Raw genomic sequence first — 13,517 nt, 5'->3', positions numbered from 1 at the left:
CGTCCATGCGGATAAAGGGCTGGAGGCCAATTTGACTATTACCACGGCCCTTCTTCATCCCTACTTTATCGCTGCCCAAACGGCTTGGCCGGCACCGTCTTCAAATACGCATACAGCGCCTGCGCGTCCACATCGTTGAGCGCACGCAGCGACTCAAACGGCATCACGGTGATCACCGTGCCGTCGGGGCGTTTGCCGTTGCGCAGCATGGCGACAAAGGCGTCGGCGTCCTTGTAGCGCGGCATCACGCTGCCTTCGCCGGGCGTCAGGTTGGCGGCGGGCGCCCAGTCGGGCGGGCCGCCGGGGATCTTGCCGCCGGCCAGCGTGGCGCCGTGGCAGCCGATGCACATATTGGCCACATAAGCGCCGTGCGCCGCCGTCACGCCTTCGGCAATCGGCTTGGCCGGCGGTAGCGTGTGGTCGATTTTTTGCGCGGCGTCCTTGATCGCGTCAAAGGCGTAGAGCACGCGCACCGGCAGGGGCAAGTCCATGACGGCGGCCCCGCCCATCTTGGGCGGCAGGCTTTTCACGTACGCCACCAACGCGCCCAGGTCTTCATCGGTCAGGCGGTTGTAGTCCTCACTGGGCATGACAAAGACCGGACGGCCGTCGGGCTTGACGCCATGGCGCACGGTGCGCACCCAGTCTTCAGGCGTGTAGCGCGCCACCACATTGCCTTCGCCCGGTGTGATGTTGGGGCCGGCCAGGCGCATCTTGCCGTCGTTCATGAATTCACGGCCGGCGCCGGCCGCGCCGTGGCAATCGGCGCAACCGCGCGAGTTGTAGAGATAGGCGCCGCGCTCCAGCGCCTGGGCCGTGGCCGGGATGGCCACCGGCAACACGCTTACCTTGATCTGCCGCTGGCTTTTGCTCTCGGCCATCTGGCTGCCGACCACGGCCACGCCGGCCACCAGCACCACCGCCGCACTCACCAGGCCCGCGGTCCATTTGATCCATCGCTTCATCGCATCTTTCCTTGTCTTGTTATGGAGTGCGGGCCTGCATGCCGAAGCCCCGCATCACATTCGCACGCTTGTGCTGTTTTTTGGCAAAGGCGGGATTTTAGAAGCCCCCCAAGAAAATGACAGCGGAAATATTTGCCTGGGCGAGCGAGGGAGAGGGCACCAAATAGGGCCAAATCGTGTCGGGCCTGCAGTGCCAATGAGCTCGAATTGCTATGCTTGCCGGGTGAGTGCCCCGCCCCCTTCCACCCCACCCAAAATCCGCCGCATTGCCCACCTCGACATGGACGCTTTTTTTGCGTCCGTCGAGCTGCTGCGCTATCCGCAGTTAAAGGGCCTGCCGGTGGTGATAGGCGGCGGGCGGCGCAGGGTCGATGAAGAACTGCTCGCCGCACAGGGCGAGCGGGCGTTGCGTTTTATCCCGGTCGAAAACTTTCCGCTGCTCAAGGACTATGTGGGCCGCGGCGTCATCACCACGGCCACCTATGCGGCGCGGCAGTTCGGCGTGGGCTCGGCCATGGGCATGATGAAGGCCGCCAAACTCTGCCCGCAGGCCATCGTGCTGCCGGTGGATTTTGCGGAGATCCGCAAGTACTCGCAGCTCTTCAAATCCACCATCACCGGCATCGCACCGTTGATGCAGGACCGCGGCGTGGACGAGGTCTACATCGACTTCACCGACGTGCCCGGCGGCCAGCGCGAAGGCGGGCGCGTGCTGGCGCGGTTGATCCAGAAAGCGATTTTTGACGTCACCGGCCTGACCTGCTCGGTCGGCGTGGCGCCCAACAAACTGCTGGCCAAGATGGCGAGCGAGTTCAACAAGCCCAACGGCATCTCCATCATTTACGAGTCGGACCTGCAGGAAAAAATCTGGCCGCTGCATGTGCGAAAAATCAACGGCATCGGCCCCAAGGCCGGCGAGAAGCTGGCCAAACTGCATGTGCACACCATTGGCGAGCTGGCCGCGCAAGACCCGGGCTGGCTGGTCGACAACTTCGGCAAGGCCACCGGCGCCTGGATGCACGAGGCCGCCTGGGGCCGCGACGACCGCCCGGTGGTGACGGAGAGCGAGCCGGTCAGCATGAGCCGCGAAACCACCTTCGACCGCGACCTGCATGCGGTGCGCGACAAGGCCGCGCTGGGCGCCATCTTCACCGACCTGTGCCTGCGCCTGGGCGACGACCTGCAGCGCAAAGGTTATGTCGCCAAAACCATCGGCATCAAGCTGCGTTATGACGATTTCAAGATCGCCACACGCGACCAGACCGCGGAGACCTACACCTCGGACGGCCCGACCATCCGCAAGATCGCGGGTCTTTGCCTCAAGCGTGTGCCGCTGGAGAAAAAGCTGCGTTTGCTGGGGGTGCGGGCCTCAACGCTGGCGCGAGCCGGCGAAGAAGGCGTTTATGAACAAAAAGTGCCTGCGGCCCAGATGGCGCCTGGGCAAGGCGCTCCTGAAACGATAGCAACTGACCAGCTGTTCTAGCGCATCATGACCGCGCCACTTAACGCGCCACGAGGACAATTTCATCCTGGTGATTGGCGATGTGAAAAGTGTGGGCCCGTGAAAAATCAGCCTTGCTGAGCGCGCCATAAGCAAAGTGCGGCTTCAGCGGCCCCTGGTGCGCGGTGAAACGCGCGATGGCAGCGCGCAAGCGCGCCGATGCGGCATGCCAGTCGCCGTCACGGCTGAGCGCCGCCGCGCCCGGGATGGGCTCGCTCAGGCTGTGGCTCATCTGCCCGCGCCATTTGAAAAAAGCAAACGCCGCCGCACCGGCTGTGTTCTGGAACATCGCGCTTTTCGGCTGCGGAAACCCGTCCAGGCTCATCTCGACGCTCTGCGCCATGTGCTCCAGCACCGACACCAGGGGCCATTGGCCGGTGGTTTTGGCGCCGGCGGCCTGGTCCAGCCTGTCCAGCCAGCGCAGCGCGTCATCCAGCGACTGGACTTTGGGCACATCGGCCATGGCAAAACCGCCGGTCAGAACCAGCGTGGTGGCGGCAAGAAAGTCGCGGCGTTTCATGGCTGCGATGGTAGCAGCGGCGCCTCATGAAGCACCGGCCTGCGCACCGGCCGCAAGGTGAAGATCAGAACCCGGGCAGGGTCATCAAAAGGTTGAGTCCTACAGGCCCTGTGCTGCGGGCGTCTCCACAATGGCGCGTCCACAGTCACCCTTCAATACAGCACCACAAGCCCCCTCCCCCATGCCAGGCGCACGCACCACTTCGTCTTCTGCCAAAGTTTTTTCCACCAAAGCACCGCCCATCCTGCAGGGCAGCGGCCTTGTGTATGTGAGCGACGACATGCCCGGGCTGACCCGGCTTAAAAGCGGCAAGGGCTTTCGTTACCGCAACGCCGGCGGCCAGGCGATCAGGGACCCGGACGAGATCCGCCGCATCCAGAAGCTGGCGATTCCGCCGGCCTATACGCGCGTGTGGATCTGCCCCAAGCCAAACGGCCACCTGCAGGCCACCGGCTACGACGCGCGCGGCCGCAAGCAATACCGCTACCACGCCGACTGGCAGGAAAGACGCAACGACAGCAAGTTTGAGCGGCTGCAGGCCTTTGGCCATGCCCTGCCGCGCATACGCGCCCGTGTGGCACGCGACCTGGCGCCGCGCCGCAATGCACCGGTGAGCCGCAGCCTGGTGCTGGCCACGCTGGTGCGCCTGCTGGACACCACCTTTGTGCGCGTCGGCAACGACGAGTACGCGCGCGAGAACGGCTCCTACGGCCTGACCACCTTGCGCAACCCGCACGCCGGCGTGCGCGGCAAAACGCTGCAGCTGCGCTTTCGTGGCAAAAGCGGCGTGATGCAAGACCTGAAGGTGGACGACCCAAAAGTCGCGGCCGTGGTGCGGCGCTGCCAGCAGTTGCCGGGGCAGTTGCTGTTTCAGTATGAGAGCGTGGAAGGCGAAGCCACCGAACTCCGTGCCGTCGGTTCGAGCGACGTCAACGACTACCTCGCGGAAATCACCCGGAGCAAAAACGCCAGCCCTGACAGCAGCGATCACTTCACCGCCAAGGATTTCCGCACCTGGCACGGCACCGTGCAGGCGCTGGAATTGACGCGGCTGGCTTGCAGCACCAGCGACGACCCCAAGGCCGGCGGCTACAGCGCCAAGGCGGTGCTGCAGGAAGTCGCCCGCCTGCTCGGCAACACCCCGGCCGTCTGCAAGAAGTCCTACATCCACCCGGCCGTGATGGCGCTGGGCGGCAGCCTGGCGCAGGACGCGGGCGCGATGGGCGAGCTGTGGCCGCAGCTGGAGTCCGGCAAGAAGCTGCGCCGGCTGTATGCGGCCGAACACCGGCTGATGGGCTTTCTTGACAAACACCAGCGCGCACTGAAAACCCAGGCGCGGGCGGCCGGCAAGGCTTCGGGCAAGGCGCCGAAGAAATCGAAACCCGCCGGCTAACCCTGCTGCACCTCCTATTTACTTCAACGTCGCCAGGTAGGCAATCAGGTCGGCACGCTCCTGAGCACTTTCGACCTGGAAACCCATGCGCTGCCCGGCCACCAGTTGCTCGGGGTCTTCCAGCCAGGCATTGAGGGTTTGCGGCGTCCAGCGCAGCCGTGAGCGCGCCACCTCGTCTGAATACTTGTAGCCCGGCAAGCCGCCCACACGCCGGCCCATCACGCCGCGGTGGGCGGGGCCTATCTTGTTGCTGTCGACGGCGTGGCAGGCGGTGCAGCGCTCCTGGTACAGCGCCATGCCGCGCGCCACATCGCCGGGCGGCGGTGTCAGCCATTCGCGGGGAGGGGCTTGTTGCGCGTTGGCCGAAGTGACGGCGGCGCCTGCACACAGGAGCCACATGGCGGGCCAAGAGAAAAGAGGCATGGATCCGTCTCGCTGTTGGGGTATTGAGAATGCGCCGCACAGCGAGGCTCGGCGCGCATGGGGTTGATACGCGGCAGGTCAGGGCCCGGATTCAGCGCGTCCTGTATTTCGCTTTGTACAAAGAAAGTTGAATCCAGTCCGCTCCAGGCACCGTATTCCAAACTGATAAGCACACATTTGTTTACATTTTTACCCCCCTCCAAAAACCTTCAACCCACCCAAACCATGCGCAACACCCTCCTCTACCCCCTCTCCCTGCTGGCCAGCCTCTTCCTGGCGGCAGGCGCCCAGGCCGACACCGGCAAACTCCTCCTGACCGGCGGCGTCAGCACCATCGAAGGCGCGGCCGGCGGTGGCCTCACGCCCTGGGCGGTCATCGGCAGCAATGCCACGGCAGACGAAATCGGCGGTTCGGCCTACCTCACCCATGCCGGGACCAACGACTACGGCCTCAATGTGTATGGCGCTGCCGTCGGCATCCACGACCGCTATGAGCTGTCGATCGCGCAGCAGGACTTCAACACCCGCGGCACCGGCGTGGCGCTGGGCCTGCCGGGCTTGCACCTGAAGCAGACCATCGTGGGCGCCAAGGTGCGTGTGCTGGGAGACGCCATCCTGGACAGCGACACCCTGATGCCGCAGGTCGCGGTGGGTGTGCAGTACAAAACCCTGGGCTCTACCGGGCTGAACCCTACGCTGGATGCACTGGGCGCCAAACGCCACGGCGTGGACGTGTATGTCAGCGCGACCAAACTCTTCCTGGGCCAGAGCCTGCTGCTCAACGGCACACTGCGCGCGACCAAGGCCAACCAGAACGGCCTGCTGGGTTACGGCGCCACGCTGGGCGGCAAGGAAGACAAATACTCGCTGCAGCCCGAGTTCTCGATCGCCTACCTGGTGAGCAAGAACATTGCCATCGGCGCCGAATACCGCTTCATGCGCAACAAGCTGGAAGGCGCGGGCCGCGCAGCCGGGCTGGGCAACGGCCTGCGCTCGGAAGACTGGAAGGACATCTTCATCGCCTGGGCGCCGACGAAAAACTTCTCGCTCACGCTGGCCTATGTGGACCTGGGCGTGATCGTTCCGGCGACCACCGTCAACCGCAAGCAGACCGGCTACTACGTCTCGGCCCAGGTCGCTTTCTAAAACCCCCCATCAATTCCAGGAAACCGTCATGAACAAAACACTGACCCGCCTCGCTTCGATCGCCTTCGCGGCCTGCGCCTCGCTGGCGCAAATTCCGGCCGCAGCACAAACCGCCCCGCAAAACGACCAGCTCTACAAAGCCTTTGGTGAAAAGACCGGCCTGGTCGCGCTGATGGACGACTTCATGGTGCGGCTGCTGGCCGACCCGCGCACCGGCCCGCATTTCAAGCCCGCCAACCAGCAGCGCGTCAAAGAGCAGCTCGTCGACCAGCTCTGCGCGCTGAGCGGAGGCCCCTGCGTGTACAAGGGCGCAGACATGAAAAGCTCGCACGCCAACCTGGACATCAAAAAATCCGACTTCCATGCGCTGGTAGAGGTGCTGCAGCAAAGCATGGACGCCAAAGGCATCCCGTTTCGCCGCCAAAACGAGATGCTGGCCCTGCTGGCGCCCATGAACCGCGACATCATCACACCGCCCGACACGGCCGCCAAATGATGAAAACACTGACACAACTCGCAGCGGCCTCAACGCTCCTGGTGTGGGGCGCAGCGGCCTGCGCGGGCAACCTGGTGGTGTCGGTGCTCGACAGGGACGGCAAGCCGGTGCAGGACGCCGTGGTCGTGGTCGTGCCCGCCAACAAAAGCGCACTGCCCAAAACGCCCATGGCCACGCAGGCCACCGTCAACCAGGAAAAGATGCAGTTCATCCCGGCGGTCACCGTGGTGCCCGTGGGCGCGAAGGTGAGCTTCGTCAACAACGACCCGTGGGACCACCATGTGCGCAGCTCGCCGGCCGGCATGGGCCAGTTCAGCGCGACGAACGCGGGCTTTGAGCTGCGGCTGGAAGGCAAGAGCGATGGCAAGCCGGCCAAGTCGACAGAGGTCACGCTGGACAAGGCCGGCGTGGTCGGCGCCACGCTGCTGGGCTGCTTTATCCACGGCTCGATGCGCGGTTATATCTATGCGAGCGAATCGCCCTGGGCGGCCAAAACCAGTGCCGACGGGATCGCCACCTTTGAGGACTTGCCCGAAGGCACGGCGCAGCTGAAAGTCTGGCATGCCGACCAGCTGGTGGACATCGCACCGCAGCAGGTCACAGTGGGCGCAGTGCTGGCCAAAAACGTGATGCAGCTCACCGTGGTGCCGCGGCGGCGCAGGTCCTGACACCTTGCGATGACTTTGGCCGCCTGCGCCACGCCAGACCGGCCGCGAGCCCGATCACGGCCGCTAGGTGCGCGACAGTGAAAAAGCGATCAACTGCGCTCCTGTTCTAAGGCCGAGCTTGCGCTTGAGGTTGGCGCGGTAGATATCCACCGTACGCACGCTGAGGTCCAGCTCGGACGCAATCTGCTTGGTGTTCTGGCCTCTTCCCAATCGCTCCATCACCTGTATCTCGCGCTGGGTCAGGACGGCGTCTGACGAATCCGGCTGCGGCCTGGCGCCCTGGCCGCGCAACCTGCCGAGCAGCCGCTCGCGAAGACCGGGGCTGACCCAGGTGCGGCCTTCGGCGATCTCCAGGGCGGCAGGCACCACGTTGGCGTGAGCGCTTTCCTTCATGACATAACCACGCGCCCCCAAGGCAAGCACCTGCTCGCCGTAAAGCATCTCGTCGTGCATCGACACGACGAGCACCGCGCGCTCTGCTTGCGCCTGCACCACGGCCCGGATGGTGTCCAGCCCCTTCGAATCGTCCATGGACATGTCGCTGATGAGGATGTCCGGCTTGAGCGCGGCGATCTGCACCAGGCCGTCCGCAAGATTTCGTGAAGAACCCAACAGGCGGAAGTGCGGGCTTGCCGATATCAATGTCTCAAGGCCAAAACGGATGATGTCATGGTCATCGAGGATATAAACTGATTTCATGTCGGGCAGCCAATACAAAACAAGATGTGCAGCCAGGACAGCATAGCAACAGAGCGCCGGTAAATCAAAACGCCACAGACGCACTGGCTAGGTATCTCTACCTAGCCAGCGCACCGGCCGAACAAGGGGGTGTCACGCATGGGAGCTTCTGCATACGATGAAGAGCGTCCGGAGCAATTGCCTGATCAGGTCCCGCGCCTTAACCTGGCGTCGGTCATCTGGCCGCAGCTGGCAGCCTGTGCGGTGCTGCTGCTTCTGGGCGCGCTGAGCATCTGGCTGCTCTCCGGGGTCAGGGCGTATGTGGCCGGCGAAGGGATATGGTCCAAGGCGCAAAAAGATGCCGTCATCGAGTTGCTTCAGTATGTAGACAACGGCGACCCGGAGCACTTCGCGCGTTTCCAGTCGTCCATCAATATCACCCTTGGGGACAAACAGGCACGCCTGGCGCTGGATGCGAAAAGGCCCGACGCGGATCTGGCCCGCGCAGGCTTCCTGGCGGGCGGCAATCATCCTTCGGACATTGGCGGGCTGATCGCTCTGTATCGGTGGTTTCGCGGTTACCCCAATTTTGCAAAAGCCATCAGTTTCTGGGCTGAAGGCGACGTCCAGATCGCAAAGCTGCAGCAAGTTGCCAACGAATTGCAAAGCAAGTACACGGCCGCACCGGGAAATTACGGCGACGAGGTCTACCGAAAAAAGATACTGGCGCTCAACAGCAGCCTGACGCCGCTGGAAAACGCATTTTCTTCCACCATTTCAGACGCGGCGCGTGAAGTCTCCTCCATCATCTTCGGCTTTCAGGCATTGGTTGCACTGGCACTCCTTTGGATCGGCAGGCGGATATCCCGCCGCGTGGTGGCACAGTCCTTCGCGGCATCGCAAAAACTGGGAGAAGCCAGCCGCAGGCTGCAACTGGCCAACGAGGGTTCCAGTGACGGCCTGTGGGACTGGAACATGACCGGTGGCGAGCTGCTGATGTCGCCCCAGCTCAGACGCCAGCTGGGCCTGGCGGAGGGCGAAACCATCAGCCGGTTGGCGCAGGTATGGGAAAGGACGCATCAGCGCGATCTCGGCCGGATAAGAAAGGCATTTCGCGACCACCTGGCCGGACGTGCAGGCAGCTTCAGCGAAAAATGCCGGCTCAACGTCAACGGCGAGTACCGGTGGTTCCACGCGCGCGGCCGCTTCAGCCACCTGGACGATGCCTCTGTGCTCCGCTTCAGCGGCGCCCTCACCGACATCACCAAGGAAATTCGCGCTGAGCGGGCATGGAAGCTCAGCGAGGAATTGCGCAGCGCTATTTTTGAGGCCGCGAGCGACGTGATTGTGGTGTTGGACGAGCATGGGCGTATCAGTTTTGCCAACCCGGCTCTGGCACAGGTCTTTGGTTACACGCCGGCCGAGCTGGCGGGGCAGACGATTGAGATACTGCAGCCTCAAGCTCTGCGGGCGGCACACGCCCAGGGGTTTGCACGCTACATCTCCAGTTCGGTGAAATCCATCGACTGGCGACGGGTCCAGACCACAGGTCTGCATCGCGACGGCACGGAGTTTCCGCTTGAAATTTCGTTCACGGAAGTCAGCATCGGCAAGGTGCGCTTTTTTGCCGCCTTTTTGCGCGACCTCAGCCCCTGGCAGAAAGCGCAAAGGGAATCTCTGCGCTCAAAGAAGCTCCTCGACGCCACCCAGTCACTCGCTTGCATAGGCGGTTGGGAAGAGGACCTCGCATCCGGCAGCCGCGTCTACTGGACAGAACAGATGTACCGGCTGCTCGACGTGCAACCGGCCACCTACACCCCCGACCGCGGCAGCGCGCTCCAGTTCGTGGCGCCGGAGTACACCGCCATCATGAAAGAGGCGCTGGAAAAAGAAGAGCGCGAAGGCCTCTCGCATGACCTCGAACTGGTCATGGTCACTGCCCGTGGCCGCCGCTTCTGGGTGCATTCCAAGAGCAGCCTGGTCATGCAAGGCGATGTGCTGGTCAAACGCACGGCGATCGTGCGGGACATTACGCTGCAAAAAACGGCCCAGCAGGCGCAGCGGCTGACCTGGACGCTTCAGCGGCGGACATCCGAAAGGCTCAGCCTGGCGCTGCGCGGGGCGGAGCTCGCGCTGTGGGTTCTGGATGTGCCGACGGGCCGCGTCACACATGCCCAGCGCTGGGAGATGTTTGGATATGCAGCGCCTCCGGCCAACTTTGAGGAGTGGAAATCGCTGATCCACCCGGACGACCTTGAGGCGACGCTGGCCACCATGGACCGCTATTTCGCCGGCGCCTCGGATTTCGACGAAGCCGAATACCGGATGCGCAAGGCTGACGGCAGCTGGGTGTGGGTGCGCAGCCGGGGACGCATGGTCAGCAATGCGTCCCAGGGTGAGTCCTTGCAATATGCCGGTGTGGTGATGGATATCTCCGCGCAGATGGATGCAAGACAGGTCATGCAGGACCAGCACAACTTCCTGCAGGCCATGGTGGAGAACATAGACATCGGTGTGCTGATTTCCGACGACGAGCACATCATCTACATGAATGCCAGCCTTCACCGCATGCTCGGGCATGCCGCGCAGAGCCTGCACGGCACACTGGTTAGCGACCTTTACACAGCGGAGAGTTACGCGCAAAAAATGCTGCGGCGCAACTCCCTGCAACAAGGGATTGCGGTGCCCGTGACGCTGTCTGACCTGCGGCAAAAGGACGGCGGCACGCTGCGCACGATGATGAACACGTCCATGGTGATGTGGAACGGGCGGCCGCACTACATCACCACGGGCACCCCCCTGTCGGAGCAGGAAATGTTCGAGGCGCAGATACGCGCCAGCCAGAGCCGTTTTGAGCGGGTGCTCATCAGCGAACTGGAAGCGCAGCAGTCGCACATCGCACGTGAACTGCACGATTCGCTGGGCTCCGAGCTGGCAGGGCTTGCGCTGGTGCTGGGCGGTGCCAGGACCGCGGCGGACCGGGAGCCCGACGTCACACGTCAACTCGACATCGCCCTGGAGCAGGTGAAGACAGCGGTCGACGTCACGCGCGGGCTGGCGCGCGGACTGACACCCGTGAGCGAAACGCCTGGCGGGCTCTGGCGCGCCCTGGAGCGCCTCACGGAAGATTACCGAGTCATCAAGGGCGTCATGTGCAATTTCAGCACCGGGGGAGAGGTCGATGCGATCCCGGTCAGCGTGGGCAACCATCTTTACCGGATCGCGCAGGAGGCGCTGGCCAATGCCGTGCGCCACGGCAAGGCGACGCAACTGGAAGTAGTACTTCTCAAACATGAGGACTTTTATGCGATGTCCATCAGCGACAACGGCAGCGGCTTCAAAGGGCAAACCAATGCCGGCAGCAACGGCCTGGGCCTGCGTTCCATGACCGCACGCACGAAATTCATCGGAGGCACGCTCCGCTTTGACACGCTGCGTGAGCGCGGCACCCGCTTGACCATCCAGTGGCCGGTCGCCCGTCAGGACAAACACGCAAATTTACGACTTGTTACGTAATCATACCTAGCGATACCTGCATACATCACGGATAGGCGGGAGCGGACACAGGCCATATCGTGGGCCCATGTGCAAAGCAAACCACCCACCGGCGGCCACTGAAATCGGCAAAGGGCTGACGCCGCAGGAGCGCCCCGCAGCGGGTACCGTCGCCGCAGGCGGTTTCTGCTGCAGGGAGGGCGTGCGATGACAACGCCCATCGTGACGGGCAATGACCGGCAGGCCCTGACTTTCAGCCTGAACGGCTTGTCGGCGCGCGACGAAACCCTCTTCAAATCGTTCGTCAGGCTGCTGGCGCACCGCACCCTTCAGCAATGGTCCTTCGCACCCCAGGACGCCGACATCTGCGTGGCCGCGCAGGACGCCGCGCACAACATGCCTGCCGACCGGAAAACCCTTGTTGTCGGCGGTGTCCATCAGGGCGAAACGCATTTCGTCCACATGCCTTTTCATGCGGATGCGCTGGAACAGGTTCTCAACCAGCTCGGGACCTGCGTCGCAGCCGAAAAGCATCTCAGGGTGAGCAGCCCGGCAGTCCACGCGCAGGCCGCCCAGTTTCGCCTGCTGCGCTGGCCGCCCGCCAACCTGCTGACGTCTTCTGACCATATGCGCCTCGCGGCCCTGATGACCGGCAAATGGACCACACTGGCCGACCTGCACCAGCGCTCGGGTGTTCCGATGCAGGTCTGCCTGCAGTTTGTCGCCGACCTGCAGCACGCGGCCCTGCTCGCAGCGGCCACACAAGCCGCACACGCACCGATTTCTTCTGACGCCCATGCGGCTCACGACACCGTCGTGAAGGACACGCATTGCGTGCAGTCAGCCCATATCGAGCCCGGGCTGATATCCCGCATACGCAGCCGGCTCGGCCTGTTTTCCGCGGGGCGCACGTGATCGAACACAAGATACTTTTTACCGGCACCACCGGTGCGGGCAAGACCACCGCCATCGGCGTGGTCAGCGAAGTCCCGCCTATCCGTACGGACGTGCGCAATACCGACCCGAATGTATCCAAGGCGCTGACCACGGCAGGCCTGGACTATGGCGAGCTGACGCTGGACAACGGGGAAAAGCTGCGGCTGTACGGCACGCCGGGCCAGAAACGCTTTGACTTCATGTGGAAGGTCCTCTCGCGCGGCGCACTCGGGCTGATCATCCTGATCGACAACAGCGGGCCGGATCCGCTCGCCGAACTGGACATCTACCTGACCGGCTTCGCGCAGCTCATCAGTGACGCCGGCTGCGTGGTGGCGGTGGGCCGCACCGACACCCATCCCAAACCCGATATGGAGGCCTATGCCAAACATCTGGAATCGCGGGATGTGCTCTGCCCCGTCCTGAAAACGGACGTACGGCAGCCGGTAGAGGTGATCCAGCTGCTCGAACTGCTCCTGCTTCAACTCGAAACAAAAACCGGAGCTTTGTCATGAACGTGGAACCCGCAGTGAAGAACGCCGCGCTGACGGCGGTCAACGAGGTGATGGACCAGGTCAAAGGCGCCAGGGCCGCCGTGGTATCGACGGAGGACGGCTTCGAAGTCGCCTCACGCATCGAAAACACCACGGAGATTGCCAGGCTCTCGGCGCTGGCCAGCTCCATGGCGGCCTTGGGCGCCATCGTGGGAGAAGAAGGACGGCTGGGCGCATGCCAGAAAGTCATCATCGAAGCCGCGGGCGGCCACATTGTCATGGTGCAGGCCCAGCGTGCCGACATCTCGCTCGTGCTCAGCGTGGTGGCGGGCCAGGACGCCATCATGGGACAGATTCTGTATTTTGCGACCCAGGCCACCCGTGCACTGGAGCAGGCATGAGCCAGGTGGAAATCAACCGCCTGCTAGGCATATTGGCCAGCCAGCCCGGCGTGCAGGGCTGCGCGCTGGTGGATCCGGACACCGGCATGGTCTGGTACCACGCAGGCGAGCTACCCGACATCGAGCGAACCGGCGAGGCGGCTGTCGAGTTCTGGCGTGTCCAGTCCAGGCTCTCGTCCCACTTTGCGACGCTGGGCGCCCTTCGCTCTGCGGCCTGCGCATTTGTCAGCGGCACGATTGCGCTGTTTCCCTGTCTTCCCAGTCCCCTGGTGCTGGTTTGCATCGCCTCCAGGCAGGGGGTGGATTGGGCGCACTGGGGCGAAAGCGCGCTGACATTAAAAAAGGTACTGGCGAGCGAGGTCGTCAGCGGGCCGTAAAGGCTATTTTTTCCAGGCAGTTGC

Annotated in this window: 14 protein-coding genes; 10 read left to right on the top strand and 4 right to left on the bottom strand. The window is 63.5% G+C overall.

Features of this window, described 5'->3' with window-relative positions; genetic code table 11:
- Positions 1–65: 65 nt before the first annotated feature.
- Positions 66–965, bottom strand: coding sequence for a c-type cytochrome (locus tag DT070_RS11875; protein ID WP_122955585.1), 900 nt, complete (start codon positions 963–965; stop codon positions 66–68).
- Positions 966–1,161: 196 nt separating this feature from the next.
- Here DT070_RS11875 and DT070_RS11870 point away from each other — a divergent pair, with 196 nt between their 5' ends.
- The gene (locus tag DT070_RS11870) at positions 1,162–2,448 is read left to right on the top strand and encodes a DNA polymerase IV (protein WP_122955584.1); all 1,287 of its coding nucleotides are present in this window, start codon (positions 1,162–1,164) and stop codon (positions 2,446–2,448) included.
- Positions 2,449–2,467: 19 nt separating this feature from the next.
- Here the strand turns inward: DT070_RS11870 and DT070_RS11865 are convergent, their stop codons facing one another.
- Complete coding sequence (locus DT070_RS11865; protein ID WP_122955583.1) at positions 2,468–2,986, bottom strand: DUF1569 domain-containing protein; 519 nt, start codon at positions 2,984–2,986, stop codon at positions 2,468–2,470.
- A 181-nt stretch (positions 2,987–3,167) separates the two neighbouring features.
- On the opposite strand from DT070_RS11865, the gene DT070_RS11860 reads away from it, so the two are divergent.
- The gene (locus tag DT070_RS11860) at positions 3,168–4,379 is read left to right on the top strand and encodes a DNA topoisomerase IB (protein WP_122955582.1); all 1,212 of its coding nucleotides are present in this window, start codon (positions 3,168–3,170) and stop codon (positions 4,377–4,379) included.
- An 18-nt stretch (positions 4,380–4,397) separates the two neighbouring features.
- Here DT070_RS11860 and DT070_RS11855 read toward each other — a convergent pair whose 3' ends face one another.
- Positions 4,398–4,802, bottom strand: a complete 405-nt coding sequence (locus DT070_RS11855; RefSeq protein ID WP_240642546.1) for a c-type cytochrome — start codon at positions 4,800–4,802, stop codon at positions 4,398–4,400.
- Between the two features lie 225 nt (positions 4,803–5,027).
- On the opposite strand from DT070_RS11855, the gene DT070_RS11850 reads away from it, so the two are divergent.
- From DT070_RS11850 to DT070_RS11840, 3 genes are read left to right on the top strand one after another with little or no spacing between them, the layout of a single operon-like run.
- Positions 5,028–5,948, top strand: coding sequence for a DUF3034 family protein (locus DT070_RS11850; protein WP_122955580.1), 921 nt, complete (start codon positions 5,028–5,030; stop codon positions 5,946–5,948).
- 28 nt (positions 5,949–5,976) lie between these two features.
- On the top strand, positions 5,977–6,444 hold the full coding sequence (locus DT070_RS11845) for a group 1 truncated hemoglobin (protein ID WP_122955579.1): 468 nt from the start codon (positions 5,977–5,979) through the stop codon (positions 6,442–6,444).
- Positions 6,444–7,112, top strand: a complete 669-nt coding sequence (locus tag DT070_RS11840) for a plastocyanin (protein WP_369973861.1) — start codon at positions 6,444–6,446, stop codon at positions 7,110–7,112. Before DT070_RS11845 ends, DT070_RS11840 begins: the two co-directional genes overlap by 1 nt.
- Positions 7,113–7,175: 63 nt before the next feature.
- On the opposite strand, the gene DT070_RS11835 is transcribed toward DT070_RS11840, so the two are convergent.
- Positions 7,176–7,811: a response regulator transcription factor gene (locus tag DT070_RS11835; RefSeq protein WP_153976386.1), complete on the bottom strand. Its 636-nt coding sequence runs from the start codon at positions 7,809–7,811 to the stop codon at positions 7,176–7,178.
- A 138-nt stretch (positions 7,812–7,949) separates the two neighbouring features.
- Here DT070_RS11835 and DT070_RS11830 point away from each other — a divergent pair, with 138 nt between their 5' ends.
- From DT070_RS11830 to DT070_RS11810, 5 genes are all read left to right on the top strand, one after another.
- The gene (locus tag DT070_RS11830) at positions 7,950–11,306 is read left to right on the top strand and encodes a PAS domain S-box protein (RefSeq protein WP_122955576.1); all 3,357 of its coding nucleotides are present in this window, start codon (positions 7,950–7,952) and stop codon (positions 11,304–11,306) included.
- 186 nt (positions 11,307–11,492) lie between these two features.
- Positions 11,493–12,200: a hypothetical protein gene (locus DT070_RS11825; RefSeq protein WP_122955575.1), complete on the top strand. Its 708-nt coding sequence runs from the start codon at positions 11,493–11,495 to the stop codon at positions 12,198–12,200.
- A complete protein-coding gene (locus DT070_RS11820) occupies positions 12,197–12,736 on the top strand; it encodes an ATP/GTP-binding protein (RefSeq protein ID WP_164483750.1) in 540 nt (179 codons plus the stop codon). The genes DT070_RS11825 and DT070_RS11820 overlap by 4 nt, the downstream gene beginning before the upstream one ends.
- Positions 12,733–13,116: a roadblock/LC7 domain-containing protein gene (locus DT070_RS11815; protein WP_122955574.1), complete on the top strand. Its 384-nt coding sequence runs from the start codon at positions 12,733–12,735 to the stop codon at positions 13,114–13,116. The genes DT070_RS11820 and DT070_RS11815 overlap by 4 nt, the downstream gene beginning before the upstream one ends.
- Complete coding sequence (locus tag DT070_RS11810) at positions 13,113–13,493, top strand: hypothetical protein (protein ID WP_122955573.1); 381 nt, start codon at positions 13,113–13,115, stop codon at positions 13,491–13,493. The genes DT070_RS11815 and DT070_RS11810 overlap by 4 nt, the downstream gene beginning before the upstream one ends.
- Positions 13,494–13,517 lie beyond the last annotated feature (24 nt).

The organism is Polaromonas sp. SP1 (assembly GCF_003711205.1).
Taxonomy (GTDB): Bacteria; Pseudomonadota; Gammaproteobacteria; order Burkholderiales; family Burkholderiaceae_C; genus Polaromonas.
The sequence above is the reverse complement of the archived record's forward strand: the minus strand, read 5'-3'. Positions and strand labels throughout refer to the sequence as shown.

Bases quoted from the DNA above. Each gene is read 5' to 3' on its own strand.
- DT070_RS11875 (WP_122955585.1), bottom strand. From the start codon at position 965: ATGAAGCGATGGATCAAATGGACCGCGGGCCTGGTGAGTGCGGCGGTG.
- DT070_RS11870 (WP_122955584.1), top strand. From the start codon at position 1,162: ATGAGCTCGAATTGCTATGCTTGCCGGGTGAGTGCCCCGCCCCCTTCC.
- DT070_RS11865 (WP_122955583.1), bottom strand. From the start codon at position 2,986: ATGAAACGCCGCGACTTTCTTGCCGCCACCACGCTGGTTCTGACCGGC.
- DT070_RS11860 (WP_122955582.1), top strand. From the start codon at position 3,168: ATGCCAGGCGCACGCACCACTTCGTCTTCTGCCAAAGTTTTTTCCACC.
- DT070_RS11855 (WP_240642546.1), bottom strand. From the start codon at position 4,802: ATGCCTCTTTTCTCTTGGCCCGCCATGTGGCTCCTGTGTGCAGGCGCC.
- DT070_RS11850 (WP_122955580.1), top strand. From the start codon at position 5,028: ATGCGCAACACCCTCCTCTACCCCCTCTCCCTGCTGGCCAGCCTCTTC.
- DT070_RS11845 (WP_122955579.1), top strand. From the start codon at position 5,977: ATGAACAAAACACTGACCCGCCTCGCTTCGATCGCCTTCGCGGCCTGC.
- DT070_RS11840 (WP_369973861.1), top strand. From the start codon at position 6,444: ATGAAAACACTGACACAACTCGCAGCGGCCTCAACGCTCCTGGTGTGG.
- DT070_RS11835 (WP_153976386.1), bottom strand. From the start codon at position 7,811: ATGAAATCAGTTTATATCCTCGATGACCATGACATCATCCGTTTTGGC.
- DT070_RS11830 (WP_122955576.1), top strand. From the start codon at position 7,950: ATGGGAGCTTCTGCATACGATGAAGAGCGTCCGGAGCAATTGCCTGAT.
- DT070_RS11825 (WP_122955575.1), top strand. From the start codon at position 11,493: ATGACAACGCCCATCGTGACGGGCAATGACCGGCAGGCCCTGACTTTC.
- DT070_RS11815 (WP_122955574.1), top strand. From the start codon at position 12,733: ATGAACGTGGAACCCGCAGTGAAGAACGCCGCGCTGACGGCGGTCAAC.
- DT070_RS11810 (WP_122955573.1), top strand. From the start codon at position 13,113: ATGAGCCAGGTGGAAATCAACCGCCTGCTAGGCATATTGGCCAGCCAG.